The sequence below is a fragment of the Silanimonas sp. genome, assembly GCF_044377035.1.
In the GTDB taxonomy this organism is placed as follows: domain Bacteria; phylum Pseudomonadota; class Gammaproteobacteria; order Xanthomonadales; family Xanthomonadaceae; genus Silanimonas.
This window is the reverse complement of the sequence record NZ_JBILJW010000002.1, coordinates 1-26,163: the sequence shown is the minus strand read 5'-3', so window position 1 is coordinate 26,163 and position 26,163 is coordinate 1. Positions and strand designations below refer to the sequence as shown.

Annotated in this window: 26 protein-coding genes; 10 read left to right on the top strand and 16 right to left on the bottom strand. The window is 68.7% G+C overall.

Going from position 1 to position 26,163, the window contains the following annotated elements; genetic code table 11:
- Positions 1 to 74 precede the first annotated feature (74 nt).
- Genes ACIQ6S_RS01275 through ACIQ6S_RS01245 form a run of 7 tightly spaced genes read right to left on the bottom strand, consistent with a single transcriptional unit; the run spans position 75 to position 4,713 of the window.
- On the bottom strand, positions 75 to 617 hold the full coding sequence (locus ACIQ6S_RS01275) for a hypothetical protein (protein ID WP_397606763.1): 543 nt from the start codon (positions 615 to 617) through the stop codon (positions 75 to 77).
- A 2-nt stretch (positions 618 to 619) separates the two neighbouring features.
- Positions 620 to 1,303, bottom strand: coding sequence for a hypothetical protein (locus tag ACIQ6S_RS01270; RefSeq protein WP_397606762.1), 684 nt, complete (start codon positions 1,301 to 1,303; stop codon positions 620 to 622).
- Positions 1,304 to 1,332: 29 nt separating this feature from the next.
- Positions 1,333 to 2,220 (bottom strand): DUF4097 family beta strand repeat-containing protein, encoded by an 888-nt coding sequence (locus ACIQ6S_RS01265; RefSeq protein ID WP_397606761.1) that lies wholly within the window; start codon positions 2,218 to 2,220, stop codon positions 1,333 to 1,335.
- Between the two features lie 57 nt (positions 2,221 to 2,277).
- Entirely contained in the window at positions 2,278 to 3,240 is a 963-nt protein-coding gene (locus ACIQ6S_RS01260; RefSeq protein ID WP_397606760.1) for a hypothetical protein, read from the bottom strand.
- Complete coding sequence (locus tag ACIQ6S_RS01255) at positions 3,237 to 4,097, bottom strand: ABC transporter ATP-binding protein (protein ID WP_297875112.1); 861 nt, start codon at positions 4,095 to 4,097, stop codon at positions 3,237 to 3,239. The genes ACIQ6S_RS01260 and ACIQ6S_RS01255 overlap by 4 nt, the downstream gene beginning before the upstream one ends.
- A complete protein-coding gene (locus tag ACIQ6S_RS01250; RefSeq protein ID WP_397606759.1) occupies positions 4,094 to 4,465 on the bottom strand; it encodes a GntR family transcriptional regulator in 372 nt (123 codons plus the stop codon). Before ACIQ6S_RS01250 ends, ACIQ6S_RS01255 begins: the two co-directional genes overlap by 4 nt.
- Positions 4,465 to 4,713: a hypothetical protein gene (locus tag ACIQ6S_RS01245; RefSeq protein ID WP_297866560.1), complete on the bottom strand. Its 249-nt coding sequence runs from the start codon at positions 4,711 to 4,713 to the stop codon at positions 4,465 to 4,467. The genes ACIQ6S_RS01250 and ACIQ6S_RS01245 overlap by 1 nt, the downstream gene beginning before the upstream one ends.
- A 140-nt stretch (positions 4,714 to 4,853) precedes the next feature.
- Here ACIQ6S_RS01245 and ACIQ6S_RS01240 point away from each other — a divergent pair, with 140 nt between their 5' ends.
- Positions 4,854 to 5,414 carry a glutathione peroxidase gene (locus ACIQ6S_RS01240; protein WP_397606758.1) on the top strand — a complete coding sequence of 187 codons (561 nt, stop codon included), beginning with the start codon at positions 4,854 to 4,856 and terminating at the stop codon, positions 5,412 to 5,414.
- Positions 5,415 to 5,418: 4 nt separating this feature from the next.
- On the opposite strand, the gene ACIQ6S_RS01235 is transcribed toward ACIQ6S_RS01240, so the two are convergent.
- Positions 5,419 to 5,919 carry a nuclear transport factor 2 family protein gene (locus tag ACIQ6S_RS01235; protein ID WP_397606757.1) on the bottom strand — a complete coding sequence of 167 codons (501 nt, stop codon included), beginning with the start codon at positions 5,917 to 5,919 and terminating at the stop codon, positions 5,419 to 5,421.
- On the opposite strand from ACIQ6S_RS01235, the gene ACIQ6S_RS01230 reads away from it, so the two are divergent.
- Both ACIQ6S_RS01230 and ACIQ6S_RS01225 read left to right on the top strand, forming a co-directional pair.
- Positions 5,918 to 6,439: a DUF3429 domain-containing protein gene (locus ACIQ6S_RS01230; protein ID WP_397606756.1), complete on the top strand. Its 522-nt coding sequence runs from the start codon at positions 5,918 to 5,920 to the stop codon at positions 6,437 to 6,439. The genes ACIQ6S_RS01235 and ACIQ6S_RS01230 overlap by 2 nt on opposite strands.
- Before the next feature lie 88 nt (positions 6,440 to 6,527).
- The gene (locus tag ACIQ6S_RS01225; protein ID WP_297866557.1) at positions 6,528 to 7,310 is read left to right on the top strand and encodes an FKBP-type peptidyl-prolyl cis-trans isomerase; all 783 of its coding nucleotides are present in this window, start codon (positions 6,528 to 6,530) and stop codon (positions 7,308 to 7,310) included.
- 70 nt (positions 7,311 to 7,380) lie between these two features.
- On the opposite strand, the gene ACIQ6S_RS01220 is transcribed toward ACIQ6S_RS01225, so the two are convergent.
- From ACIQ6S_RS01220 to ACIQ6S_RS01210, 3 genes are read right to left on the bottom strand one after another with little or no spacing between them, the layout of a single operon-like run.
- Complete coding sequence (locus tag ACIQ6S_RS01220) at positions 7,381 to 9,075, bottom strand: ArnT family glycosyltransferase (protein ID WP_397606755.1); 1,695 nt, start codon at positions 9,073 to 9,075, stop codon at positions 7,381 to 7,383.
- Entirely contained in the window at positions 9,050 to 9,400 is a 351-nt protein-coding gene (locus ACIQ6S_RS01215) for a lipid-A-disaccharide synthase N-terminal domain-containing protein (protein WP_397606754.1), read from the bottom strand. Before ACIQ6S_RS01215 ends, ACIQ6S_RS01220 begins: the two co-directional genes overlap by 26 nt.
- Positions 9,397 to 10,158 carry a glycosyltransferase family 2 protein gene (locus ACIQ6S_RS01210; RefSeq protein WP_397606753.1) on the bottom strand — a complete coding sequence of 254 codons (762 nt, stop codon included), beginning with the start codon at positions 10,156 to 10,158 and terminating at the stop codon, positions 9,397 to 9,399. Before ACIQ6S_RS01210 ends, ACIQ6S_RS01215 begins: the two co-directional genes overlap by 4 nt.
- A 200-nt stretch (positions 10,159 to 10,358) precedes the next feature.
- Here ACIQ6S_RS01210 and ACIQ6S_RS01205 point away from each other — a divergent pair, with 200 nt between their 5' ends.
- From ACIQ6S_RS01205 to ACIQ6S_RS01185, 5 genes are read left to right on the top strand one after another with little or no spacing between them, the layout of a single operon-like run.
- Positions 10,359 to 11,717 carry a UDP-glucose dehydrogenase family protein gene (locus ACIQ6S_RS01205; protein WP_397606752.1) on the top strand — a complete coding sequence of 453 codons (1,359 nt, stop codon included), beginning with the start codon at positions 10,359 to 10,361 and terminating at the stop codon, positions 11,715 to 11,717.
- Positions 11,704 to 11,934: a SlyX family protein gene (locus ACIQ6S_RS01200; protein ID WP_297866552.1), complete on the top strand. Its 231-nt coding sequence runs from the start codon at positions 11,704 to 11,706 to the stop codon at positions 11,932 to 11,934. The genes ACIQ6S_RS01205 and ACIQ6S_RS01200 overlap by 14 nt, the downstream gene beginning before the upstream one ends.
- A gap of 6 nt (positions 11,935 to 11,940) precedes the next feature.
- Positions 11,941 to 12,609 (top strand): DUF2058 family protein, encoded by a 669-nt coding sequence (locus ACIQ6S_RS01195; protein ID WP_397606751.1) that lies wholly within the window; start codon positions 11,941 to 11,943, stop codon positions 12,607 to 12,609.
- Between the two features lie 5 nt (positions 12,610 to 12,614).
- Positions 12,615 to 13,262, top strand: a complete 648-nt coding sequence (locus ACIQ6S_RS01190) for a lysoplasmalogenase (protein ID WP_397606750.1) — start codon at positions 12,615 to 12,617, stop codon at positions 13,260 to 13,262.
- A complete protein-coding gene (locus tag ACIQ6S_RS01185; protein ID WP_397606749.1) occupies positions 13,255 to 14,382 on the top strand; it encodes a sterol desaturase family protein in 1,128 nt (375 codons plus the stop codon). The genes ACIQ6S_RS01190 and ACIQ6S_RS01185 overlap by 8 nt, the downstream gene beginning before the upstream one ends.
- 13 nt (positions 14,383 to 14,395) lie before the next feature.
- On the opposite strand, the gene ACIQ6S_RS01180 is transcribed toward ACIQ6S_RS01185, so the two are convergent.
- Genes ACIQ6S_RS01180 through ACIQ6S_RS01170 form a run of 3 tightly spaced genes read right to left on the bottom strand, consistent with a single transcriptional unit; the run spans position 14,396 to position 18,347 of the window.
- Complete coding sequence (locus ACIQ6S_RS01180; protein WP_397606748.1) at positions 14,396 to 15,112, bottom strand: hypothetical protein; 717 nt, start codon at positions 15,110 to 15,112, stop codon at positions 14,396 to 14,398.
- Between the two features lie 11 nt (positions 15,113 to 15,123).
- On the bottom strand, positions 15,124 to 16,011 hold the full coding sequence (locus ACIQ6S_RS01175; RefSeq protein ID WP_397606747.1) for a ribonuclease H-like domain-containing protein: 888 nt from the start codon (positions 16,009 to 16,011) through the stop codon (positions 15,124 to 15,126).
- Positions 16,008 to 18,347 (bottom strand): DEAD/DEAH box helicase, encoded by a 2,340-nt coding sequence (locus ACIQ6S_RS01170; RefSeq protein WP_397606746.1) that lies wholly within the window; start codon positions 18,345 to 18,347, stop codon positions 16,008 to 16,010. The genes ACIQ6S_RS01175 and ACIQ6S_RS01170 overlap by 4 nt, the downstream gene beginning before the upstream one ends.
- A 142-nt stretch (positions 18,348 to 18,489) precedes the next feature.
- Between ACIQ6S_RS01170 and ACIQ6S_RS01165 the strand changes: the two genes are divergently transcribed.
- On the top strand, positions 18,490 to 20,766 hold the full coding sequence (locus ACIQ6S_RS01165) for a methyl-accepting chemotaxis protein (protein WP_397606745.1): 2,277 nt from the start codon (positions 18,490 to 18,492) through the stop codon (positions 20,764 to 20,766).
- A gap of 15 nt (positions 20,767 to 20,781) precedes the next feature.
- Here the strand turns inward: ACIQ6S_RS01165 and metH are convergent, their stop codons facing one another.
- Both metH and ACIQ6S_RS01155 read right to left on the bottom strand, forming a co-directional pair.
- Positions 20,782 to 24,594 carry a methionine synthase gene (gene metH / locus ACIQ6S_RS01160; protein ID WP_397606744.1) on the bottom strand — a complete coding sequence of 1,271 codons (3,813 nt, stop codon included), beginning with the start codon at positions 24,592 to 24,594 and terminating at the stop codon, positions 20,782 to 20,784.
- Positions 24,591 to 25,544, bottom strand: coding sequence for a metalloregulator ArsR/SmtB family transcription factor (locus ACIQ6S_RS01155; RefSeq protein ID WP_397606743.1), 954 nt, complete (start codon positions 25,542 to 25,544; stop codon positions 24,591 to 24,593). Before ACIQ6S_RS01155 ends, metH begins: the two co-directional genes overlap by 4 nt.
- A 96-nt stretch (positions 25,545 to 25,640) precedes the next feature.
- Here ACIQ6S_RS01155 and ACIQ6S_RS01150 point away from each other — a divergent pair.
- On the top strand, positions 25,641 to 26,163 hold a 523-nt coding region (locus ACIQ6S_RS01150), incomplete at its 3' end, for an acyl-CoA dehydrogenase family protein (protein ID WP_397606742.1).

The following is a 26,163-nucleotide window of genomic DNA, read 5'->3' as shown; positions in this document are numbered from 1 at the left end:
TGCAGCCGTTAGTCGGGCGCGATAACGCGTCCGGCATCTCGTGGTAGCGGTGGTGCGCCGAGCATCGCCCGCCGTCAGCGGCCTGAAGCGCGCTTCCAGAGGTGTTTCAGGCCGGGGACGAGCCCCCGGTGCACGACGACGGAGATCGTGGCGAAGGCGAAGGCGAAGATCGAGGGCAGGATCGTGCCGATGGCCACCATGGCACCGGCGAGGAAACCGAGGACGATCTCACCGCGCCACACGGGGAACGCCAGCGATAGCGCGAGCAAGCTGCCAAGGATCCACGTCCCTTCGATGTCGGGGCGAACGACCACGAAGGCGGCGATGGCGCCGCCGGCCGCAAGGCCGCCCAGCAGCCCGGCCAACAGGCCGAACCGCCAGCGCGGGCGAAGCCCCGTGCCGATGGCGCGCCGTCGAATGGAGGGCGCGTAAAGGAACGCCAGCAGGGGCAACCAGAGCAGGCCCCAAACGTTCGAAATCGACGGCATCGAGGCGTCGGCGAGGAAGTGGTGGCTGGCGATGCCGCCCTGCGACCACTCCCAGCCGAGGTGCAAGGCCACCAGGCCCGCCGCCAGCGCAGCGAGCCTCAGACGCCAGTTCCCGACAGAGAGCGCCATCGTCAGGAACTGACGGTGGCTTCGGCCTCGCCGTCCGCGGGTGCGGCGGGCTCGGCGGCGGTGTCGTCCGAAGCCGACGTGCAGTCCGTATCGACGTTGATGCTCTTGGCGTAGGGGGCGAACTCGGGCACCAGCGCGGTCAGGCGCTCCTGCGCGACCTCGAGGCCTTCGACCTGGTCGCAGAGCGCGAGCGCAGCGGCTTCGATCTTCTTCGCTTCGGCCTCGATGCGGGCCTCGGCGCCCTCGGCGCCCTCGGCGTTGCCACCGAAGATGCTCTCGATCGCGAGGGCGGCCGCTTCGCCGCCGATCGCGGCGCCCTGACGCCCGATGGCCATGCCGGCCTCGGCCACGGCCAGCACTTCCTTGCGGTAGGCCAGGGCGGCGTCACGTTGTTCGGCGGTGAACGGCACGGCCGTGCCGTTGATGAGTAGGTCCCCCTGCGGCGTCAGTTCGGCTTTGGGGCCGCCTTCCTCCATCTGCAGCGAGAGGTTCTCCTCCTGCAGCTTGCGGCTGGCCTCGGCCAGGGCCTTGTCGACTTCACCACCAGCGGCAGTGGCTTCGGCGACACCCTTTCGGGTCTCGTCAGCGATCTGCTGGGCGGTGCTGCGGGCCTGTTCGCCGCAGGCCGTTCCGGCGAGCGCGAAGGTCAGGGCGAGGGCAATGGGGGACAGTCGCGAGAGGCGCATGGGGATTCCTCGGGATGGGGGTTGAAGGGTCAGCCGCCGACGACGACGCGACCGCGGATGCCGCGGGTGTCGATGTTCTCGAGGGTGTCGCGGTCGGCGACCACCACGTCGCCATCGACGTTCTCGACCTCGACATCGCCGGAGCCGACGCTGCCGATGCGCACGGCGCCGCGCACGCCGCGCAGGGCGATGTCGCCAGAGCCGACGGAGGCGATGCGGGCATCGCCGCGTACGCCCTCGACGCTGATCGAGCCGCTGCCGGCGGACAAGGAGGCGATGGGGCCGACATCGAGCATGTCGACGTCACCGGAACCGACGCTGGCGCGCACATCACCCTGCACGCGCTTGAGCACGGCGTCTCCCGAGCCGACATCCACGGAGACTGCAGTGGCACCGTCGACGACGAGGTCGCCGGAGCCGACGTCGCCCTCGACGCGCCCGACCTGGCGCAGCGCCACGTCGCCCGAGCCGACGTCGACATCAATGCGGGAAAGACCCGTCAGCGCGGCGTCGCCGGAACCGACGGCCAGCGACAGCGGCATATCGGCGGGCAGCGAGAGGCTGATTTCGCGCCAGGTGTACACGTCGGTGCCGAACAGACCGTAGATCGTGATCGAGCTGTTTCGACTCGCGATGTGCAAGGTGTCGCCACGCCGTTCGACGGTCATGCGGCTTTCGGCCGCCCGCTCGGCGGTCGAGGCGCAATGCTTGATGGCAAGCGATGGTGCGCCGGGCGTGACGGTGAGTTCGTCAGCGCCGATCTCGACCACCACGCGGCTGATACCGGCGAGGTCAAGCGCAGGCGTTTCGGAACGGGAGTGCTCGCAACGGTCGGCGGCCATGGAGGGGAAGGCCAGGACGCAGGCCGTTGCGAGCAGCAAGGGGCGGAGCAGGGGGCGGGGGCTCTTGAAGGACATTCTTCGGACTCCGATTCGGGGGCGGGGTGCCCGGCCAAAGCCGGGCACCGGAGGGCATCAGGCGTCTTCGCGCCAGCGGCGCAGGCGGATGGCGACCGCAATGAGGGCGGCGGCGACAGCCACACCGATCCACAGCGAGGGCGAGGTCAGGCTGGCGTAGCTCATCGACACCAGCTCGAACACGCTCTGTTCGGTGGGCTGGAAGTCGTCCACGCGCTCCGCGTTCCCGGAGAAGGCGAACCACATGCCGGGCAGGAAGCTGCCGAACAGGCGGCCGACGATGTTCTCCCAGAACCAGTCGGCGCCGAGGTCGCGGTCGAACATCGCCTGCTGCCAGGAGAGCAGGATGCCCGCCAGCACCGGGGTGCCCACCGCCCACAGGAAGGGCGCGCGCTTGGCCCAGGCCGAGACCGCCATGCACCAGGCGATGCTCGGCAACACCCACAGCGCGTACACCGGGATCACCGCCAACACCGCGAGCGGCGCCAGGTAGAACTCGCCGGTGGTCAGCAGTTCCTGGAATACGCTGACGCCGAAGGCAGACAACGACAGTGCGGCCAATAGAGCCACCAACGTAGCGACCACGATACCCACAAGTGCGGTGATCAGTGGCGCTACCAGCGCCATCGAGACGAGTTTTGAGAGGACGGTGGCGGTGTTCGAGACCGGCATCGACTTCCAGAACAGCACGCTGCGGTCGCGGCGGTCGTCGAAGAGCGATCCCAGCGCGTAGAACAGCAGCACGAAGGCGAGTACGGCCGCCAGCGGCGCCATCGACGGGATAATCGCGAACGCCAAGCCTTCGGCCATCTGCGTCTGGGTCGCCTGCGAGATGTTGGCGCCGTCGATAACGATGTTCTCGCCATTGACATGGATGCCGCCCGTCTTGGCTGCGAGGCCGATGAACATGCTCGCAGCTCCTGCGCCGAGCATCAGCCCGCCGACCACCACGGGCGCCCAGAGCATGCCGCCCTTGTGCTCCCAGAATTCGCGCTTCAACAGGGTTGGGAAGGTGTTCATGCGTAGGTTCCTTTCATCGTGGCGACGAACAGGTCGGCGACGCCCGGGGTGCGGAGTTCGCCCAGCTCGGCCAGGCGGTCGCGCGGCTGGCCGTCGAACAGGAAGACGGTCTTGCCGAAGACGCTGCGCTCGTCGATGGGCTTGAGCGCGCGGGCGGCCTCGGCCTTGTCGCTGCCGACCATCACTTCGTGGAAGCGCTCGCCCACGTCATCCATCGTCGCCTGCAGCACCAGCTTGCCGTCGCGGATGAACACGAGGTCGGTGAGGATGTGTTCGATCTCCTCCACCTGGTGGGTGGTGACGATGATCGTCTTCTCCTCGTCGAAGTAGCGCTCCAACAGGTCCTTGTAGAACTGCTTGCGGTAGAGGATGTCGAGGCCGAGCGTCGGCTCGTCCAGCACCAGCAGCTTGGCGTCGATGGCCATGACCAGTGCGAGGTGAAGCTGTACGATCATGCCCTTGGACATGGCCTTGACCTTCATCTTCGGGTCGAGCTTGGTGTGGGCGAGGAAGGCCTGGCACTTCTCTCGGTTGAAGCGCGGGTGCACGCCGGCGACGAAGTCGATGGCCTGCGCGACGCTGATCCAGCGCGGCAGCACGGCGACGTCGGCGATGAAGCACACGTCCTTCATCAGGGCGTCGCGCTGGGTGCGCGGGTCGTGGCCCAGCACCTTCATGTCGCCTTCGAAGTCGATCAGGCCGAGCATGGCCTTCAGCGTGGTGGTCTTGCCGGAGCCATTCGGGCCGATGAGGCCGACGATGCGCCCCGGGGCGATGTCGAAATCGATGCGGTCGACGGCGATGGACTTGCCGTAGCGCTTGGCCAGGCCGCGGGCGGAGACAGTCATGGCGCTCATGCGTGGGCTCCGTTGATCGGCTTGGCCGCGAGCAGCTGCTCGGGCTTCAGGCCGAGGCGCTCGATGCGGGCCAGCACCTGCGGCCATTCTTCCTTCAGGAAGCGCTCGCGCTCGGAGGCGAGCAGTTTTTCCCGAGCTCCATCGATGACGTACATCCCCAGTCCCCTTCGTTTTTCCACCAAGGCCTCGTCGGCCAGTTCCTGATAGGCGCGTGACACGGTGATCGGATTGAGCTGGTAGTCGGCGGCCACCTGGCGCACCGAGGGGAGGGCATCCCCTTCCTTCAGCTCACCGTCGAGCACCATGGCCACGACGCGCTCCTTGAGTTGCCGATAGATCGGCGTGCTGTCGCTCCAGGCGATGCTCATCACGGGGCTCCCGCGCTGGCGCGCTTGCCGAAAGAGAAGAAGGGCACCGCGTGCGGCGAACGGGCGCCGGCGCGGGCCGTGGTCTGGCCGGCCCGGGCGTCGACCTGCGCGATGGCGGCGACAGCCTGCTGGCTGGCATTGGCGGCCAGGCTGCCCGGACGGGGCGGTTCACCCAGGGCGTAGCCGAGCGAGGTCACGCCGGCGGCGAGGACCAGGGCGCTCAGGCTGTTGCGGAGGCGGGTGTTCATGGCGGGACCTCAGTGAGGTGGGTGGGTGGTGTTGTAGGGAACTATAACACCAGTTTTCGGCCCGTCAACACCCCGAACACGGAGAATGAGCAAACTGATGGCATAGACCGGCAGCGGCCGGTTCCACCGAGGAGAAGGCAATGAAGGCTTGGATCGGCGCTCTGGCGCTGGTGGTCGGGATGGGCGCGGGCGCGTTTGCGGGTGGCGCGCAAGCCGGGGTGCTGAACCACGAGTTCCGCCGTCTGGCCGGGGAAGATCGCGTCAACCTCGCGCAGGCCTATGCCGGGCAGGTGTTGCTGGTGGTGAACACGGCCAGCAAATGCGGCCTTACGCCGCAATACGAAGGCCTCGAGGCCCTGCACCAGAAGTATTCCGCGCAGGGCTTCGCGGTGCTCGGTTTCCCGTCGAACGACTTCATGGGCCAGGAGCCCGGTAGCGAAACGGAGATCCAAGAATTCTGCACGTTGACCTACGGCGTGAAGTTCCCGATGTTCGAGAAGGTCGTGGTGCGCGGCGCCGAAGCCACGCCGTTCTATCGCGAGCTGGCCGCGGCGACCGGTGACCAGCCCGGTTGGAATTTCCACAAGTACCTGATCGGCCGCGACGGCTCGGTGGTGGCCAGCTTCGGCAGCCGCACCAAGCCGGATGCTCCGGAGATCGTCGAGGCCATCGAAAAGGCGATCGCCGCGCCGAAGCCCTGAGGCCTCAGACGCGCTTCAGAACGGCTTCGATCATCCAACCCAGCACGGGGATGTGGCGGAAGAGTCCTTCCGCCGCATTCCAGTAGTCCTGGTGGTAGACGACGCGGCCGTTCGCGTCGAAGCGCAGGTGGGACAGGCCGATGCTCTCCGTGTCCTGGCCTTTCTTGAAGCGCTTGAAGCGGATCACCATGCGCCAGCGCAGCAGGTATTCGCCTTCGGGATTGCGCGTGCTGTCGATGATCTCGACACGGCAATGCTCGACGGCCTCGGCACTCTCGCGCAGGTAATGCGCCAAGGCCTCGCGGCCGACGACCGTCTTCAGCGTGTCGTTGAACCAGATGTCCTCGGCATAGGTCGCGGGCAGCAGGCGATCGATGCGGTCGGGCGCGAAGCTGGAGAAGAACGCCGCGAAGGCATCGAGGGCGCGGGCTTCCGCGTCGCTGCCAGCTGCGGGAGGATGCGAGTGGCGGCGTCGTGCCGCATCGAGGGCTTGGAAGGTGTCCATGAGCGGATTGGATCGCGAGGCACGTCGGGAGTACATGACGGTACAGGACCTTTACCAGCCGCCGCTGCCGCGCGCCGCGGTGTGGTTGACGTGGTCGGGCCTCCTTCCATTCCTCGCGGCCCTGTTGGCTTGGGGCGCGGGAGGCGTGCTCGACGAGCCACGTCCCTTGGCGATCGGCAGCAAGGCCTTCCTCGTGTACTCGGCGGTGATCCTCAGCTTCCTCGGTGGCGTGCGCTGGGGGCGGGTGATGAGCGCGGGCGCCGGGGCTCCGGGCTATGTGCTCGCCGTGCTGCCCAGCCTTTGGGCCTTCCCGGCCCTGTTCCTGCCCACCCTCTACGCCTTGGCCGCGCTCGCCGCGGGCTTCGGACTGGCCCTGTGGTTCGACACCCGCGCCGACGCCTTGCCCGCCACGCCGGGCTTCCGCCAGCTGCGCCGGCGGATCTCCGCGGCGGTAATCGCCGCCCAAGGGGTGGCCATGGGGCTGTGTTGGCACTTCGGCGGTGGGCTCGCGCCGGCCTGAGCCGCGCATTGCCGAAGCCCGCCTTCGAGGCCACAATCGGCGGCCCGCCGCGTCCGTGGCGGTTCCGACTGATGGAGTCCGTTCCCCCATGCTGAACACCCGTTCCCTGGCCGCCACCGCCCTGCTGGGCCTCTGCGTCTTCGCCGCGCCGGCCTTCGCCCAGAACCCGACCGCCGCCCCGGCCCCGGCGGAAGGCCCGGCCACGCTGCAGCTCCCGGCCGTTGAAGGCCTGCGGACCGACAACGAGAAGATCAGCTACATGATCGGCCTGCAGATGGCGAACAGCCTGCAGCAGGTGAAGGATTACGTGGATCCGGCCACGCTCGCCAAGGCCATCCAGGCCGGCCTCTCCGGTGAAGGCAAGCTCATGACCGACGCTCAGGCGCAGGAAGTGGGCATGGCCTTCGGCCAGTTCATGCAGCGCAAGCAGGCGGCGCTGATCGCCGAGCAGGGCGCGAAGAACCTCGCCGAAGGCGAAGCCTTCCTGGCCTCGAACAAGGCCAAGGCCGGCGTCCGCACGACCGAGAGCGGCCTGCAGTACCAGGTGGTCCGCGCTGGCGCCGGCGCGCAGCCGACCGCCGCCGACACCGTCAAGGTGCACTACCGCGGCACGCTGCTGGACGGCAAGGAGTTCGACAGCTCCTACGCCCGCAACGAGCCGGCGACGTTCCCGCTGGCCGGCGTCATCCCGGGCTGGACGGAAGGCGTGCAGCTGATGCCCGTGGGCTCGAAGTACGTGTTCTGGATCCCGGCTGCGCTGGCCTACGGCCCGAACGGCGCCGGCCAGGACATCCCGCCGAACGCCACGCTGAAGTTCGAAGTCGAGCTGCTCGAGATCGTGAAGCAGGACGCCGCGACGCCGGCCCAGTAAGCCGCTCGCCACGCTGTCATGGAAAGGCCGCGGTTCGCCGCGGCCTTTCTGTTTTCCGGGGCGACGTGGCTCAGTCGAGATCGCTGGCGTTGCAGCGCTGGGCGACGGCATCCCCGGGCACCAGGGACCACGCGCGGCGGTTCGACAGCCCCACGTCGACCAGGCGCGATGCGTCCACGCAAGCGGGAATGGTGTCGCTGCGTGCGAGCACCCAGCGCGTACCCGGCGCCTCGGCCAGCCAGACGGCCCCGGAGCGCCACTGCGCCTTCCCGGAGGTCTTGAAGCCGAAATCGGTCACCGGCCGGTCCGCCTGCAGGCGCATCTGCTCCGTCCACGCGACCAGCGCCAGCTCGGCATCCGCAGGAAGACGTTCAGCCACGGCCGCCATGACCCTGCGGCCCGAGCTGCTCGGATCGAGCGCGGGACGTAGCACGAGACCGTAGGTGGCCCAGACGAACGCGGTCAGGCCGAGCAGCCCGGCCACGGCGTGCTTCGTGCGGGCCACCGCCATCGCCGCCACGCCAAGCACGCCCGCGACGAGCAACCCGACGAACACCGTGTGCACGTCCTCATCGGCGATGCCGCGGGATCCGGCGAGGCGCTCCGACCAGGCGTCGGGGCCGACCAGCCCGGCAAGTCCAACAACACCCAGCAGCGTCGCCAGCACGAGCCCGTAGCCGAACAGGGTGCGGCGAACGCCGACGCGCTCCAGCAGCGCGCCCAGCAGGGGAGCGGCGGCCACGCAAAGCACCGGCAGGGCCGGGAAGATGTAGACACCGCGCTTGCCCGGGCTGGCCGAGAAGAACAACAGCACCATGACCACCCACGCGAGCAGGGTGATCGTCACCGGATCGCCTTCGCGAAGTCGACGCCACCACGCAGGCACCAGCCAGGGCAGCAGCAATGCGCCCGGCAGCCACAAGGAAGCGACCACTTCGCTGTAGTACCACCACGGCTTGATGTGGTGCCACGCGTTCACGTACCGCTCGCCGGTCTGCTTGAAGAGCAGTTCGGCGACGTAAGCCTTCAACTCCGGATTGGGGTTGCGCAGCACCTCCACCGCGATCGGCGCCAGCCACACGGCCGTGCCGGCGAGGAAGGCCGGCAGCACCAGCGACCAGCGCACCCGCCATGGATCGCGCGGGGCGCCCGGCAGCGGCAGCGCGCCGCGACGTTCGAGGATGAAGGCCGGCAGCAGCATCAGCAGGGGCAGGAAGCCGACGCCCTTGGTGACCGTGCCGAGGCCGGCGAGGAGCGCGCCGAACCACATCCAACGGGGCGAATGGCCGAGGAACAGGTGCCGCCCCATCGCCCAGACCGCGCCCATGATCATGGCCACGACCACCATGTCGATCTGCGCGCGTTTCGCCTGCAATCCGAACTGCAGGCACAGCGCCAACGCTACCGATGCGGCCATGCCGGCTTGTGGCCCCCAGAGGCGGCGGGCGAGGTCGTATACGAGCCAGAGCGTCAACACGCCGGCGAGCAGCGATGGCAGCAGGAAGGCGATGCGGAGGTCGCCCAGCACGGCGTAGGCGCTGGCCTGCAACCACATGAACACCGGCGGTTTCTCTGCGTAGATCTCGCTGCCGCGGTGGGGCACCAGCCAGTTCCCGGTGTCCACCATGTCCTGCGCCATCATGGCGAAGCGCGGTTCGTCGGGCGGTGTCGGCTCGCGCAGGCCGATGCCAGCGCCCAGCACGAGGAAGGCCGCGAGCAGCCAGAGGACCAGCCGGCGCTCAGGACGAAGCACGGGAATCCTCATTGCCGGGCGCGCCGCCCTTGTCCCAGCCGCGGTGGCGGATGTCGAGCCACAGGCTGTAGCAGGCCGTGAAAGTGGGGAACAGGTTCTGCAACACGCCGACGGAATCGCGCTTGTTGGAGAACAGGAAGTAGGACAGCACCATCAGGCTGCCGAGGATGCTCATGTACCAGAACAGGCGCGGGATGACGGGCTTGCCGGCGCGGCGGCTGGCGATGAACTGCACCACCCAGCGCCCGCCGAACATCAGCGCGCCGACGTAGCCGATCAGCTTCCACGGCGTGACGTGGATGCCGGTCCAGTCGAGCCAGAGGATTTCCTGGTTCATGCGCGCTTCGACTCCACGGCCGGGAATTCCTTGACCGCCGTGCGCTTGGCGCGGCGGATCAGCCAGATCACGCCGCGCAGGTCGGCGAAGGCCACGAGCAGGCGGCCGAAGTTGGTGTACTTCGACGTGCCGGCGCCGCGCTCGCGGTGGTTGACCGGCACGCTCACCGTCTTCCATCCGGCGCGCTGGAACAGTGCGGGCAGGTAACGGTGCATGTGGTCGAAGTAGGGCAGGTCGAGGAAGGCCTCGCGCTCGAACAGCTTCAGGCCGCAGCCGGTGTCGGGCGTGGCGTCCTGCAGCAGCCGGGCGCGGACCGCGTTCGCGACCCGCGAGCTGATGCGCTTTCCGGCGTTGTCGCGCCGCGTGGTACGCCAACCGGCGAAGCACTTCGTCCCGGCGTCGGAAATGGTGCGCGTCGCGAGCAGCAAGCGGATGTCGGCCGGGTCGTTCTGCCCGTCGCCGTCGAGCGTGGCGATCCACTCGCCGCGCGCGGCCTTGATGCCGTTGCGGATCGCCGTGCTCTGGCCGCTCTGCTGCGCATGGGACAGCACGCGGAGTTCCGGATGGCGCTGCTGGGCCTGCTTGAGCTCATCCAACGTCCCATCCTTCGAAGCGTCGTCCACGAAAACCATCTCGAAGGCGGTCCGGCCGCGGAGGGCCTCGGCCACCTCGTCGACCAGCCGGCCGACATTGCCCTGCTCATTGAAAGCGGGGACGACGACGCTCAAGGGGGGGCGGTGGGCTTGCGCTTCACTCATGGGGATGGCGGGAAAGGGGTCGGGAACTTGGGCGCGGAGTCTAGGTCACAGTACGCCCGCAGAGCCTTAAGAATCTTGGCGATGAGAGGCAATCGCGGTTGTGGGCGCTGGGTGCTCGGAGGCACCGGCCACGCGCGCGCTGCAAATCGACACGTTCGGCCGCTAGAGTGCCGCCTGCGTTCAGCCATTCGGAGCGGTGCATGCGCGTCAGCGTGTTTGGAACGGGGTACGTGGGGCTGGTCACCGGCGCCTGCCTCGCCGAGGTCGGCCACCAGGTCGTCTGCGTGGATGTCGATGCCGCGAAGATCGCCGGGCTGCGGGAAGGCCGGATCCCGATCTTCGAGCCGGGTCTCGATGACCTCGTGCGCAACAACCACCGTGCCGGGCGCCTCGATTTCACCACCGATGCGGACGTCGCCATCGCGCACTCGCGAATCGTTTTCATTGCGGTCGGCACGCCGCCGGACGAGGACGGCAGCGCCGATCTGCGCCACGTGCTCGCGGTGGCGCGCACGCTCGGCCGGCACATCGCCCAGCCGACGGTCATCGTCAACAAGAGCACCGTGCCGGTGGGCACTGCCGATCGCGTCCGCGAGGTCGTGGCCGCCGAGCTGGCCGCCCGGGGGGCCGACGTCGAGTTCCACGTCGTTTCCAACCCGGAGTTCCTGAAGGAGGGTGCGGCCGTCGCCGATTGCCTCCGCCCCGACCGCATCATCCTCGGCAGCCGCGATGCCGGCGCCATCGAGAAAATGAAGCGGCTCTACGCGCCCTTCAACCGCAACCACGAGCGCGTGATCGTCATGGACGAGCGCTCGGCCGAGCTGACCAAGTACGCCGCCAACGCCATGCTGGCGACCAAGATCAGCTTCATGAACGAGATGGCGAACATCGCCGAACGCGTCGGCGCCGACATCGAGGCGGTGCGCCATGGCATCGGCAGCGACCCCCGCATCGGCTGGCATTTCATCTATCCCGGCGCCGGCTACGGCGGCAGTTGCTTCCCCAAGGATGTGCAGGCGCTCGAGCGCACGGCGCGGCAGCACGGCTACGACGCGCGCATCCTCGAGGCGGTGGAGGGCGTCAATGACCGCCAGAAGGGCAAGCTGTTCGAGCTGATCGCGCGGCATTTCGGCGGCGACGTGCGTGGCCGCACCTTCGCGGTGTGGGGCCTCGCCTTCAAGCCGAACACCGATGACATGCGCGAAGCCTCCAGCCGCACGCTGCTGCAACAGCTGTGGGCCGCCGGCGCGCGCGTGCGGGCGCACGACCCGGAGGCGATGGACGAAGCGCGTCAGATCTTCGGCGAGCGCGAGGACTTGGCCCTCTGCCCGACGCCCGAGGAGGCGCTCCAGGGCGCCGATGCGCTGGTGGTGGTGACCGAGTGGAAGGCCTTCTGGAGCCCGGACTTCGACGCTTTGAGGCACACTTTGCAGGCCGGCGTCGTCTTTGATGGCCGGAACGTCTACGACCCGAAGGAAGTGGAAGAAGCAGGCCTCGCGTACTACGGCATCGGCCGGGGGCGCAGCCTCCTTGCCCCGAAGCCGAATGCCCAGCCCTGACCGCGACACCACCGCCGACCGCCGGCTCACCGAGCTCGAAACCCGCCTGGCCTTCCAGGAGCACGCGATGCAGGAGCTTTCCGAAGCCCTCGCCGATGCGCGCATCGAAGGCCAGAAGAACCGCGAGCTGCTGACCCGAGTGCTCGACGACCTCAAGCAACTGCGCCGTGCGCTGATGGCCGATCCGGCCAGCGAGCCGCCGCCGCCGCACTACTGATCCGCCATGAGTGACAGCCTGAAAGACCAGCTGCTCGGCCTCGGCTTCAAGGCCGCACCGAAGCCCGAGCGCACCGAGCGCAAACCCGAACCCAAGCGCGAGCATCGGCCGGCCGGCCGTGATCGCCCGCAGGGCACCCAGCCCGGCGCTGGCAAGCCTGGCGCCGGCAAGCCGGGCGCGCCCCGCGATGGACGCGGCCCCCGTGGCCCGCGCCCGGACCAGCGTGGCGGTGGCAAGCCGCGCACGCAGGAGGAGATCGATCTCGCCAAGGCCTACGCGCTTCGCGCGGAAATCGAGAAGCGTGAGCGCATCGCCGCGGAACAGGCGAAGCAGGAGGCGGCGCGCGTCCGCCGCGAGGCGAAGGCGAAGCTGGATGCCTTCCTCGTCGGCAAGGCGCTCAACGATGCGGCCGCCGAGCACGCGCGGCATTTCCCCTATGGCGGGAAGATCAAGCGCATCCACGTGACGCCCGACCAGCTGAAGGCCCTTAATGCCGGCGAGCTCGGCGTGGTGCAGAGCAACGGGCGCTACCTGCTGGTGACGGCGGCCGTGCTGGCCGAAGCGAAGGCGCTCTTTCCCGACGCGGTGGCGCTCGAGGTGGACCCCAACGCGCCGCCCGGCAGCGATGAGTACGCCGATCCGCAGTACCAGGTGCCCGACGACCTCGTCTGGTGAACCGGATGCTTCGGGATCGTCAGTGGCGGGGATGGATCGCCGCGTCGGCCGTCCTCGCCATCGCGGGTGCCCTGTCCGCACCGGCCGGTCTCGGCCTGCACTACGTGTTCAAGCCGGTCACGACCCTGTTGCTCATCGCGTTCGCTTGGCGCTCGGAGGACCCCCATGGCCTCCGCCCCGGGGTGATCACCGGCCTGCTGCTCTCGCTGCTGGGTGACGTCGCGCTGATGCTGCCCATCGACGCGTTCGTGGTCGGACTCGGCGCCTTCCTCCTCGCCCATCTCGCCTACATCGTGGCGTTCTTCCGCCACTGCCGCCTAAAGGCGGTCGCGCTCGCGTGGCTGGGCTACGGCCTGCTTGCGGCGGGCGTGCTCTCCCTGCTTCTTCCCCAGGTGCCGGAGGCCATGCGGGGAGCGGTGGTCGCCTACGTGGTCGTACTGACCGGCATGGCGGCGTTCGCCTTCGGTGCTCGCGAGCGCGCCGGATCCCGCTTGGCGGTCGGTGGCGCGCTGTTCGTCCTCAGCGACGGCCTGCTGGCCTGGGACCGGTTCGCGTCCGCCGTGCCGTTGGCCTCGCTGTGGGTGCTCTCCACCTACTGGGCCGCCCAATGGTGCATCGCCCGCTCGATCGCGGCGGAGGCACGCCGTGGCTGAGGCCATCATGCTCTGGGCCATTCCGGCCTTCTTCCTGCTGATCGGCATCGAACTCGTTGCCGCCCGCGTGATGGGGCGCGCCGTTTACCGCGCGAACGACGCCATCGCCAGCCTGTCGCTCGGGGTGATGTCGCAGTTGGCCGGCGTGTTCACCAAGGCGCTCACTATCGGCCTCTACGCCGTGGCCGTGGAGCACGTCGCGCTGTTCGAACTCTCGGCCACCAGCCCGTGGGTGTGGATCACCGGGCTGGTGCTCTACGACTTCTGCTACTACTGGCTTCACCGTGCCGGCCACGAGGTGAACCTGCTCTGGGCCGCGCACGTGGTGCACCACCAGAGCGAGCGCTACAACCTCACCACCGCGCTGCGCCAGACCAGCAGCGGCGCGCTGCTCGGCTGGGTGTTCTACCTGCCGATGGCCGTGCTCGGGTTTCCGCTCGAGGTGTTCGCCGTCGTCGCGGTGATCGACCTGCTGTACCAGTTCTGGATCCACACCGAGCTGGTGCCGAAGCTGGGCTGGTTCGACCGCGTCTTCGCCTCGCCCTCGAACCATCGTGCCCACCATGCGGTGAACGAACGCTACCTCGACAAGAACTACGGCGGCCTGTTCATCCTGTGGGATCGGCTGTTTGGCACCTTCGTCGAGGAAGACGACGCGGATCCGGTCGTTTACGGCACGCGCGCTCCGCTGCGCAGCTTCAATCCGCTCTGGGCCAACCTCGAGGTGTACGCGGCGCTCTGGCGCGACACCTGGCGCACGGCCCGCTGGCGCGACCGGTTGCGGCTCTGGTTCGGCAAACCGGGCTGGCGTCCCGCAGACCTGCAGGCCATCGATCCGAAGCCGGCCTTCGATATCGGTCGAGCGGAGTTCAACCCGCCGGCGTCGCGCGCGCGGACGGTGTACGTGGCGGTGAATTTCGCCCTGCTGCTGGTGCCGGCCGTGCATTTCCTCACCAGCGCTGGAGCGATGCCGGCGTGGCAATCCGGCGGCTACGCCTTGGGCCTCGTGGCCAGCCTCGTGGTGCTGGGGGCGCTCATGGAACGCAAACCCTGGGCCAAACCGCTGGAAGCGCTGCGTTGGGTGCTGATGGCCCTGGGGATGATCGCGGCCCTGGCCTGAGGCCTCGCCAGGCTCAGGCGGAGAGCGCCGCGAGCAGTGTCTTCCCGGCTTCGCGGTAACGGCGCAATCGGGTCTTGCGCCCCGGCTGAGGTTCGCGCAGCAACTGCCATGCCGTGTGTGGCATTTCGGCGCGGGCGATGTCGTGGGGCGTGAGGTTCTTCCCGTCGATGTGCGGCCGGAATCGCAGGTCGATCGCCTCGAAGCAATGCTGGACCATCGCCGAGCAGTAGAGCGCGCCTTCCGAGGCGAAAAGATTGCGGCGTCTGCGTAGCGAGGACGACGGTAGCGCGAACAGCGTGCCGAGGATTTCCTTGAGCGAGTAGTGCGAGGCCCCGGCGACGAGGTCGAGGCCTTGGCACAGAACGCGCCGCGTGGCGTCGGCATCGAGGCCGAAGTCGAGCACGGCGAGGTTCGGGTAGGCCTCGTCGTCGAAGTAGCGCTCCAGCCGATTCTCCTGCGCCCCGAGGCGGAGGTTGCGCGAACGCAGATCGAGGTCGGATTCGATGACCCAGTGGTGTCCATCGGCGCGCTCGCCTGTGAACAGGAACGCGTGCGACCACGGGCTGCGATGGCCGTCCTCGGTGACGAAACCCTGCGCGCGGCGGATCGCCATGGTGACGGCGTCGGAGCCGCCGCACAGCCCGATGCGCCCCGGTGCGGCGTAGCGGGAGAGGAATTCGGCATTGCCGAGGCCGTCGAGACGGATGACGTGGGGGGCGGTGTCGTGCATAGGGCGCGAGCTTAGCCGCGGAGGGCATCGACCGCAGCCGCCTCCTCGAGGTGATGAAGCAACAGAGCGGCGAGGCTAGCGAGGTCCTGCGCGTTGTGCTCGCCGACACGCCGCAGCAGGGCGGCGCTGCCGCCGCGCAGGTACGCCAGCCAGGCCGCAGGCGCTTCGCTGCCGGGCAGGTCGTCTTCGCGGAGCACGCCCAGCCAGTGCCGTTCAACCGTGGCGAGGCGGCAGTCGGGCAGGGCGTGTCGCAGTCGGCGGCGCGTGGGGTGCAGCAGGTCGAGGTGAGGAAAGCGCGAGAGCGGGTCGGGGATGCGCGAAAGGCGCAATCGCGTGCCCAACAGCGGGCGGTCGTAGCTCTTGCCGTTGTAGCTGACGAGCACAGCGTCGTCGCCCAGAGCATCGAGCACGGCCCGAAGCATCGCGGCCTCGGCGGCCATCGTGGCCGTGGTGAACTGCGTGATCGCGAGTCCCGCAGGGGTGAAGCGTGCGATGCCGACCATGAAGGCGCGCGTGCCGGTGCCTCCGGCGAGGCCGGTGGTTTCGGTATCGAAGAACGCCAAGCGCGATGCTTCGACGCTTTCGGGCAACGGTACGGTGCCTCGCCGACGCGCTGTCGGCGAAAGCGCTGCTAGGTCGCCGAGTTCGATCAGCGTCGGGGCCAGCGGCCGCGCGCGCAGCGTCACCTGCCGCCACAGGCCTGGCGCGATCTCGTCGCCCGGGAGCGTGCGATCGACGGGCAGGGCAGTGAGTGGCGCGGCCGGTGCGAGCCTGCGCGGCCCGCGTTCGCGCAGGCGGCGCAGGGCGTCGAAGACGTCCTGCCAGTCGTCGGTGCGTGGCGATGTGGGCGCAGCGGGTGCTTGCCGCCGCTGCCTCAACCAATCGAGCGCCGCGCTCATGCGGCCTCGAACAGCGTCAACAGTCGCTGGGCCGCGCGCTTCGGCGTCTCGGTTTCGTCCTTCACGGGCGGCGCCACCGGCCCGACGCAGGCCGGGCAACCACGCGTGCATGGGCAGGCCGCCACGAGGCCGCGGGCGCGCTTCACCAATTCCGTGCGACGTTCGTACAGGGGCTGCGACAGGCCGATGCCACCCGGATAGGCGTCGTAGAGGTACAGCGCTGGATGGAAGCGGCCGTCGGGATGCGCGTCGTCGACGCACTTCTGCAGGTCGCGCCCTTCGGCCATGACGGCCAGTTGGGCCACGCAGTGCAGGGCGCTGCCCGCGCCGTGGAAGGCGGCGAGGGCCTGCTCGCGCGTCGGCCACGCGGCCTCGAGAACGGCCGGTGGCAACTGCCACCAGGTGGCCGTGGTCTGCAGTTCCTGGTCCGGCAACTGCACGGGGCCGTAGCCGATGTTCTCGTGCGTGTGGAATCGGATCTTCTTGTAGCCGGACACCCGGCGCACCACGTGGACCTCGCCCGTCTCGCACTGGCCGGCGCCAAGGGGAGAGCCGTCGAAGCGCTCCAGCACCTTGAGCTTGGTGTGGTCGATGGCGTCGGTGTAGTAGTCGACGAAGGTGCGGCGCACATAGGCCTTGCGGCCGGGCCAGTCGAGGCGCTCCACCTGGTAGGGCACCGACTGCACCATGTGGATGGCGCCCTCGTACAAGGTGAGCGCAGCGGCGGTGTAGTCGACCTCGGCGATGATGGTCTGCCGGCCGTCCGTGCGATCCACGACGACGAAGTTGCCGTCGGCGACCGCGCGCAGGTTCACCGCATTGGCCGGGTAGCTGTCGGCGATCCACTCCCAGCGTTCGCCCTCGCGGTGCACGACGGCGTCCTCGGCGAGCAGTTCGAGGAAACCGTCGACCTCGACGGGTCCGAACCGCTCGCCGGCGCTGAAGGGCAGCTCGAAGGCCGCGCAGCGCACGTGGTCGAGCAGTACCAGCGGCTGGTCGGCGTGCAGGCGCGCGTGTTCGGGGTTGGCGCCGAAGAAGTATTCCGGGTGCTGCACGACGTACTGGTCGATCGCCTCGCTGCTGGCCACCAGCACGCCCACTGAGGCCTGCTGGCGGCGGCCGGCGCGCCCGAAGCGCTGCCACGTGGCCGCCACCGAACCGGGCCAGCCATTCAACACCACCACGTCGAGGGCGCCGATATCGACGCCCAGTTCCAGTGCCGAGGTGCTGACGATGCCGTCGACTTTCCCCGCGCGCATCGCCACCTCCGTTTCGCGACGCTCGTTCGGCAGGTAGCCGCCGCGGTAGGCGCGGATGCGGGCCGGGCCGCGGGGCTCGCGGTCGAAGACTTCCTTGAGGTACTTGGTGATCACCTCCACCTGCGTGCGCGAGCCGCAGAACACCAGCGTCTTCAGCGCCGCCTTGATGGCGATGCGGGCGATTCGCACCGACTGTGAACGCGCGGAGGCGCGCAGGCCGAGGTCCGGGTTCACCACCGGCGGGTTCCACAACAGCAGGAACTTCTCGCCGGTCGGTGCGCCGCTCTCGGTGATGGCGTGGACCGGCGCTTCGATGAGGGCTTCGGCGTGTTCGACGGCATTGCCGATCGTCGCCGAGCAGAGGATGAACTGCGGGTCGCTGCCGTAGAAGGCGCACAGGCGCTTCAGCCGGCGGATCACGTTGGCGAGATGGCTGCCGAAGACGCCGCGGTAGCCATGGATCTCGTCGATGACGACGTAGCGCAGGTTCTCGAACAGCGTCGCCCACTTCGTGTGGTGCGGCAGGATGCCCTGGTGGAGCATGTCGGGGTTGGTCACCACCACGTCGCCGCCGGCGCGGATCGCCTGCCGGGCGTCGCCGGGCGTGTCGCCGTCGAAGGTGGCGGCGCGCACCCCAAGGTTGCCGGCGCTGGAGAGCTCGATCAGTTCCGCCACCTGGTCCTGCGCCAGCGCCTTGGTCGGGAACAGGAACAGCGATTTGCCGCCATGGCGTGCCGCGGCCAATGCGGGCAGCAGGTAGCACAGCGATTTCCCGGAGGCGGTCGGTGTGGCCAGGAGCAGGTTCTCGCCGTCCTGCGCCGCGCGCCAAGCCTCGGCCTGGTGCCGGTACAGGCGCGTGACGCCCCGGGCGCGCAGCGCGTCGGCCAGTCCGGTGGGCAGGTCCGGCGGGAATTCGACGTAGTCGCCTTCTCGCGCGGGCAAGCGGCGCAGCGCGGTGATGCGGTCGGCGTACTTGCGGCCGAGGCGTTGGACGAGCGTTCCACCGCCGACCCGGGTCGGCACGGGATCGGACGATGACGCAGGCGAGGGGGCAGCGGGGCGGACGACGGCGTTCATGCGGGGACCGGTTCGGGTGTGCGCTTTGTCGCCATTCCCAGTCTCACCGATTGCGACAGGGCCGCTGGTTTGACGTGGATCAGGTGGGCCCACCGCCGGGAGGGCTTTACTGGGCCTACACACTCTGGGCGGGAGAGCAGGCATGAGCGCAGTGGGAACGGCGAGCCAGACGACGGTGCCGCTCACGCGGGAGGCCCTCAAGGACCGGCCGGTCACCGGGGTGGAGGCCGAGTTCCGCGACGGCGAGACCATCGTCTCGTCCACGGATCCGCAGGGCCGCATCACCTACGTCAACGGCTACTTCATGGAGATCAGCGGCTATACGGAGGCCGAACTGCTCGGCCAGCCGCACCGCATCATCCGCCACCCGGATATGCCTGCCGCCGCGTTCGCCGATATGTGGGCCACCCTGAAGAAGGGCCGCCCCTGGATCGGCCTTGTGAAGAACCGCTGCAAGAACGGCGACCACTATTGGGTGGAGGCGAACGTCGCCCCCATCTATGCCGCAACCGGCGAACTCGAGGGCTACGTGTCGGTTCGGCGGAAGCCCAGTCGCGCGAGGATCGACGAAGCGGAGCGCCTGTACCGCGAGATCCGCGAAGGCCGCCTGGCCCGCTTCGAGATCGAGAACGGCGTGGTCCATCCGCCCAGCCTCGCGCGTGCGCTCAACCCGCTGTGGCGCCTCACGCTGACCTTCCGGCTGTTCCTGCTGTCGCTGTTCGGCATCGGTCTCGCGGCTAGCCTCCTCTGGCTGCAGTCCCGTGGCGTCGGACGCGGCGTCCTCGCGGGCGGCCTCGCCGCCGGCGCGGCCTTCGCGACCTATTCGGCCTGGTGGCTGGCCCGCGACGTGGTCGGACGCCTCGACCGCGCCAAAGCCCTGTTCCGCGAGATCGCGGCCGAGAAGCACGACGGCCACGTCGACATCTCGCGGGCGGACGAGGTCGGTGCTGTACTGCTCGGACTCAAGTCGCTGCAGGTGCGGTTGGAATTCAGCACGCAGCGCCTGCGTCGCGAGGCTGCGGCTTCGGCGCGCATCAACCAGGCCTTGGACATGGCCGAGACCAACATCATGGTCGCCGACCGGCGCTTCGATATCGTGTTCGCCAACCGCGCCGTCCTCGAGACCTTCCGGCGCCACGAAGCGCGGATCGCTACGGCCATCCCCGGGTTCCGGGTGGATGCGATTGTCGGTTCATCCATCGACCGCTTCCATCGTGATCCCAGCCGGCAGCGCGCCATGCTCGCCGGCATGAAGGCGCCCCACCATGGCCGCGTCGTCATCGCCGGCCTGAGCTTCGACCTCGTGGTGACGCCAGCCTTCGGTTATGCGGGGATGCTCATCGGCTACGTCGTGGAGTGGAAGGACCGCACCCTCGAGCTCGCGATCGAACGCGAAGTGCAGGAGGTCGTCGACGCCGCCAGCCGCGGCGAGCTGGGCCGTCGTATCGATGTCGAGAGCAAGACCGGCTATGTGCGGCAGCTGGGCGAGGGCATCAACCGGGTGCTGGACGTCTTCGAGGACATCACCGCGAACCTCCAGGGCTTCATGGCCTCGCTGGCGCAGGGCGACCTGCGCGTGCGCATGGAACAGCGCTATGCCGGGGCCTTCGGCCAGATGGCGGATGACGCCAATCGCACCGTCGAGGAGCTCGCGGACATCGTCGGCCGTATCCAGCAGGCGGTGGCGGTCTTCCGCACGGTGTCGTCCGAGCTCGCCGCCGGGAACGCGGACCTGCAGGAACGCACCGAGCAGCAGGCGGCCAGCTTGGAGGAGACGGCGTCCTCGATGGAGGAACTGACCGCCACCGTGCAGCAGAACGCGCAGAACGCGCGCACCGCGCGCACGCTTTCGGAAGGCGTTGGACGCATCGCCAACGAGGGTGGCCTCGTCGCCGACGACGCGGTCCGGGCCATGGGCGAAGTGGCCGAGGCCTCGGCCAAGATCGAGGACATCATCACTGTCATCGATGGCATTGCCTTCCAGACCAACATCCTCGCGCTGAACGCCGCCGTCGAGGCGGCGAGGGCCGGCGAGCAGGGGCGCGGCTTCGCCGTGGTTGCCGCGGAGGTGCGCGCGCTGGCGCAGCGGAGTGCCGCGTCGGCCAAGGAGATCAAGACCCTGATCGGTGATTCGGCGGAGGCGGTGCGGGCCGGCTCCGGCAAGGTGCGCCAGGCCGGTGAGTCGATCCGCTCGCTGGTGGTCGAGGTGGAAAAGATGGGCCAGCTGGTCGCAGAGATCAGCGCCGCCAGCGAGGAGCAGGCCCAGGGCATCGGCACCGTCAACCAGACGATCAGCCAGCTCGACACGGCCACCCAGCAGAATGCGGCACTGGTCGAAGAGGCCAGCGCTTCGGCACGCGCGCTCGAAGAGCAGAGCACCCAGTTGGCCGGCGCGGCGGGAAGCTTCCGCCTGCCGTGACTCGACGGCCCGGGCTTACTCCGGGTCGTAGTCGAGGTTCGGTGCCAGCCAGCGTTCCGCCTGCTCGAGGGGGATGCCCTTGCGCTTCGCGTAGTCGGCGACTTGCTCGCGCGAAAGGCGGCCGACGACGAAGTACTGGCTGTCGGGGTGGCTGAAGTACAGGCCGCTCACTGCCGAGGCCGGGTACATGGCGAAGTTCTCGGTAAGCGAGAGGCCGATGCGCCTCTCCGCCTGCAGCAGCTCGAAGATCGTCCGCTTCTCGCTGTGCTCTGGGCAGGCGGGGTAACCGGGCGCCGGGCGGATGCCGCGGTAGTCCTCGCGGATCAAGGCCTCGTTGTCGAACGGTTCGTCCTTGGCGTAGCTCCACAGCCGCGTCCGCACCTCACGATGCAGCCACTCGGCGCAGGCCTCCGCCAAGCGATCGGCGAGGGCCTTGAGCAGGATGGCGTTGTAGTCGTCATGCGCAGCTTCGAAGCGCGCCACGTGCGGTTCGATGCCGATGCCGGCGTTGACGGCGAAGGCGCCGATCCAGTCTTGGTGACCCGCCGGCGCGATGAAGTCGGCGAGGGCTAGGTTCGGGCGCGTATCGGGCTTGTCGGCCTGCTGCCGCAGGGTGTGCAGGGTGGCGACCCGGCGGGTCGGATGCGCCGGGTCATGGACGACGATGTCGTCCCCCTGTTGGGCCGCCGGCCACAGCCCGGCGACGGCCTTCGCGGTCAGCCATTTCTCCGCGATGAGCTGGTCGAGCATGGCCTGCGCGTCCCGCCACAGTTCGCGGGCCTGGGCGCCGACGACGGCATCCTCGAGGATCTGCGGGTAGCGGCCCGCCAACTCCCAGGTCTGGAAGAAGGGCGTCCAATCGATGACTGAGCGTAGGGCCTCGAGCGGGACGTCTTCGAACACGGTGACGCCCGGTGCCTGCGGCTGCGGCGGGGCATAAGCGGACCAGTCCGGCGCGAAGCGCTTGGCGCGGGCACGCTCCAGCGGCATCAGCGGCTTGGCATCGCCGCGATTGGCGTGGCGGCGACGCACCTCGTCATAGTCGGCCACGATGCCCGCCATGAAGGGCTCGCGCAGGTCCTTCGACAGCAGGCTCTGCGCCACGCCGACGGCACGTGAGGCGTCCTTCACCCACACCACCGGTTCGGCGTAGTGCGGGTCGATCTTCAGCGCGGTGTGCGCGCGGCTGGTCGTGGCGCCACCGATCATCAGCGGCACGCTGAAGCCCTGCCGCTTCATCTCCTTGGCGACATGGCTCATCTCCTCGAGCGAGGGCGTGATGAGCCCGGAAAGGCCGATCAGGTCGACGCGCTCCTCGCGAGCCCGATCAAGGATCGTCTGCGCCGGCACCATCACGCCGAGGTCGATCACGTCGAAGTTGTTGCAGCCGAGCACCACGCCGACGATGTTCTTGCCGATGTCGTGCACGTCGCCCTTGACCGTGGCCATCAGGATCTTGCCGCGCTGCTTGGCGTCGCCGCCCGCCGCGGCCTTCTCGGCTTCGAGGTAGGGCAGCAGCACGGCGACCGCCTTCTTCATCACGCGGGCCGACTTCACCACCTGCGGCAGGAACATCTTGCCGACGCCGAACAGGTCGCCCACCACGTTCATTCCGGCCATCAGCGGGCCTTCGATCACGTCGAGCGGACGGCCCAGCGCCTGCCGTGCCTCCTCGGTGTCGCCCTCGATGAAGGCATCGATACCGTGGACGAGCGCGTGCTTGAGGCGCTCCACCACCGGCAACTCGCGCCACGCGGCGTCCTCGACCTTCACCTCGCCCTTCTTGCCCTTGTAGCGGTCGGCGATCGCGAGCAGGCGCTCGGTGGCATCCGGTCGACGGTTCAGCACGACATCTTCGACGCGCTCCCGCAGCTCGGCGTCGAGGTCGTCGACCAGCGCCAGCGCGCCGGCATTGACGATGCCGAAGTCCATGCCGGCCTGGATGGCGTGGTAGAGGAACACGGCGTGGATCGCTTCGCGCACGGCGTTGTTGCCGCGGAAGGCGAAGCTGACGTTGGAGACACCGCCCGACACGTGAGCAAGCGGAAAGCGCGCCTTCAGCTCGCGTGCCGCGTCGATGAAGGCCACGGCATAGCCGTCGTGCTCTTCGATGCCTGTGGCGATGGCGAAGATGTTGGGGTCGAAGACGATGTCTTCGGGCGCGATGCCGGCGCGTTCCGTCAGGAGGGCATAGGCCCGCGAGCAGATTTCAACCTTGCGCTCGAAGCTGTCGGCCTGGCCCTGCTCGTCGAAGGCCATCACCACCAGGGCGGCGCCATAGCGGCGCAGCAACTCGGCCTGGCGAAGGAATTCGGCTTCGCCTTCCTTCAGCGAGATGGAGTTGACGATGGGCTTGCCCTGGACGTTCTTCAGGCCCTCTTCGATGACGCTCCACTTCGAGGAGTCGATCATCACCGGCACCTTGGCGATGTCCGGCTCGCCGGCGATCAGGCGCAGGAAGCGGCCCATCGCGGCTTCGGCATCGAGCATGCCTTCGTCCATGTTGATGTCGATGACCTGGGCGCCGTTGTCCACCTGTTGGCGGGCGACGACCAGCGCCTCGTCGAAACGGCCTTCCAGGATCAGCTTCTTGAACTGCGCCGAGCCGGTGACGTTGGTGCGTTCGCCGACGTTGACGAAGTTGCTTTCCGGCGTGATGACCGAAGGCTCCAGCCCCGACAGCCGCATGTGCGGCGCGGGAGCGGGCAGGACACGCGGCGGCAGGCCAGCGACGACTTGCGCGATCGCCGCGATGTGCTCGGGCGTGGTCCCGCAGCAGCCGCCGACGATGTTCAGCAGGCCGGCTTCAGCGAACTCGCGCAGCACGCCCGAGGTCTCGGACGGCTGCTCGTCGTAGCCGCCGAAGGCGTTCGGCAGGCCCGCGTTCGGGTGGCAGCTGATGGCGCACTCGGCCACCGAGGACAACACGTCGATGTGCGCGCGCAGGTCCCGAGCGCCGAGCGCGCAGTTCAATCCGATCGACAGCGGCCGGGCGTGGCGCAGGGAGTACCAGAAGGCTTCCGCCGTCTGGCCGGAGAGCGTGCGGCCGGAGCGGTCGGTGATCGTTCCGGAGATCATCACCGGCCAGCGGGCACCGTGCTCGGCGAACATCGTCTCCAGCGCGAACAGCGCCGCTTTCGCGTTCAACGTGTCGAAGATGGTTTCTACCATCAGGATGTCGGCGCCGCCCTCGGCGAGTGCTTCAGCCGCCTCGCGGTACTGCGCGACCAGGGTGTCGAAATCGATGTTGCGGAAGGCCGGGTCGTTGACGTCGGGCGAGATCGACGCCGTGCGAGGCGTCGGGCCGAGCACGCCGACCACGAAGCGCGGCTTCGACGGGTCGCGGGCCTCGACCTCGGCACACACGGCCTTGGCGAGCTTCGCGGCCTCGCGATTGAGTTCCGGGACGAGGTGCTCGAGGCGGTAGTCGCCCTGGGCCACGCGCGTGCCGTTGAAGGTGTTGGTCTCGATCAGGTCGGCGCCGGCCTCGAGGTAGGCGCGGTGGATGCCGGCGATGATCTCGGGCTTCGTCAGCACCAACAGGTCGTTGTTGCCCTTGAGGTCGCCGCCGCAGCCGCAGCCCTCGCCGTGGACGTGGTCTGCCGCCAGCGGCGCGCGCTCGTGGCCGGAGGGGATGTCGCTGGTCTTCGGCGAGAACTGCAAACCGTCGAAGCCGTGCTTGAAGCGCTCGCCGCGGTAGTCAGCTTCCTCGAGCCGATGCTTCTGCACCATCGTGCCCATCGCGCCGTCGAGCACGAGGATCCGCGCCGCCATGGCGTCGAGCAGCTTCTGGGCGCGGGCCGGGTGTTTCCAGGGAAGACGGTTCATCCGCGCTTGCGCTCCGTCGACGAACCGGGCTTGTGCGCGATCAGGCTGATCACTTCGAAGTGCGGGGGGCGCTTCTCCTTCGCCACCACCTCGCAGACGCGCACCTCGAGTCCGGCCTTCTCCGCCAGCTTGCGCAGTTCCTTCTCGGTGAACCCGAGATTGAGGTGCCCGTAGGGTTCGACCACGGCTTTGTGCTCGTGCTTCGCGAGGCAAGTGGCGAGCAGACGCCCGCCGGGGCGAAGCGCCCGTGCGGCTTCGGCAAGCGCCTTCGCGGGCTTCTCCGCGTAGGTGAGGGCGTGCATCAGCAGCACGAGGTCGAAGGCCGAGTCCGCGCACTCGATCGCGTGCATGTCGCCTTCGCGCAACTCGACGTGGGCGTATCGCGACAGGCGCTCACGGGCGGCGGCGATCACCTTGGGGCTGGCGTCGATGCAGAGGTAGCGGCGTGAATGCGGCGCCAGCATTTCGGCCATCAGGCCGTCGCCGGAGGCGATGTCCAGCACGTCGACGGGTTCGAGCAAGGGCAGGGCGCTTCGTGCCAGCGCTTCCCAGGTGCGCCCCGGTGAGTAGTGGCGTTCCATGTCGCCGGCCACCGAGTCGGCCCAGTTCTGGTCCGAGGCGCGGGCCGCGAGGACGGTGGGAAGCCGGTCGGCGTCCTGCCGAAGCAGCGGGTCGCTGGCGCCGTCGCGCAGGGTGCGCCAGAGCGCCGCTTCGGCGGGCTCGATGGCGTCATTGAATCGGTAGTAGGCCGAGACGCCGGAGCGACGGTCGACCACCAGCGCGGCTTCTCGCAGCTTGGCGAGATGGGTCGAAACGCGGGGCTGGGCGAGGTGGGTGATGGTCGCCAGTTCGGCGACGGTCAACTCTTCACGCTCGACGAGGGCCAGCAGGCGGACGCGGGTGGGGTCGGCCAGCACCTTGAGGCAGTCCGACCAAGCTTGCAGGTCCATATCTATCTTTGTATCCGAATCCAGCGATGAACTAGTCTGGAGGCCGCTCCCGGCCCGGTCAAGGCGCGTCTTCACCCCGACACCATGCCGTGGGGTATGGATGAACGGTTACACTCGCGACTTTCCGTTTGCCGATCGGGGTGTGCTGTGGATTTCGGATTCACTGAAGAGCAGTTGATGATCCAGGACGTGGCCCGTCGCATCGCGCAGGAGAAGATCGCGCCGAGCGCCGAGCACCACGACCAGACGGGCGAGTTCCCGCTGGAGAACATCCGACTCCTCGGCGAGAACGGCCTGATGGGCATCGAAGTGCCGACCGAGTACGGCGGCGCCGGCATGGACCCGATCAGCTACGTGCTGGCGATGATCGAAATCGCCGCAGCCGACTGTGCGCACAGCACCATCGTGTCGGTGAACAACTCGCTGTTCTGCAACGGCATCCTGAAGTTCGGTACCGAAGCGCAGAAGCAGCTGTACGTCCGCGCCATCGCCGAAGGGCGCGAAATCGGCGCCTTCGCCTTGACCGAGCCGCAGTCCGGCTCCGACGCCACGGCCATGCGCTGCCGCGCGGTCAGGCAGGCCGATGGCACCTACGTCATCAATGGCAAGAAGAGCTGGA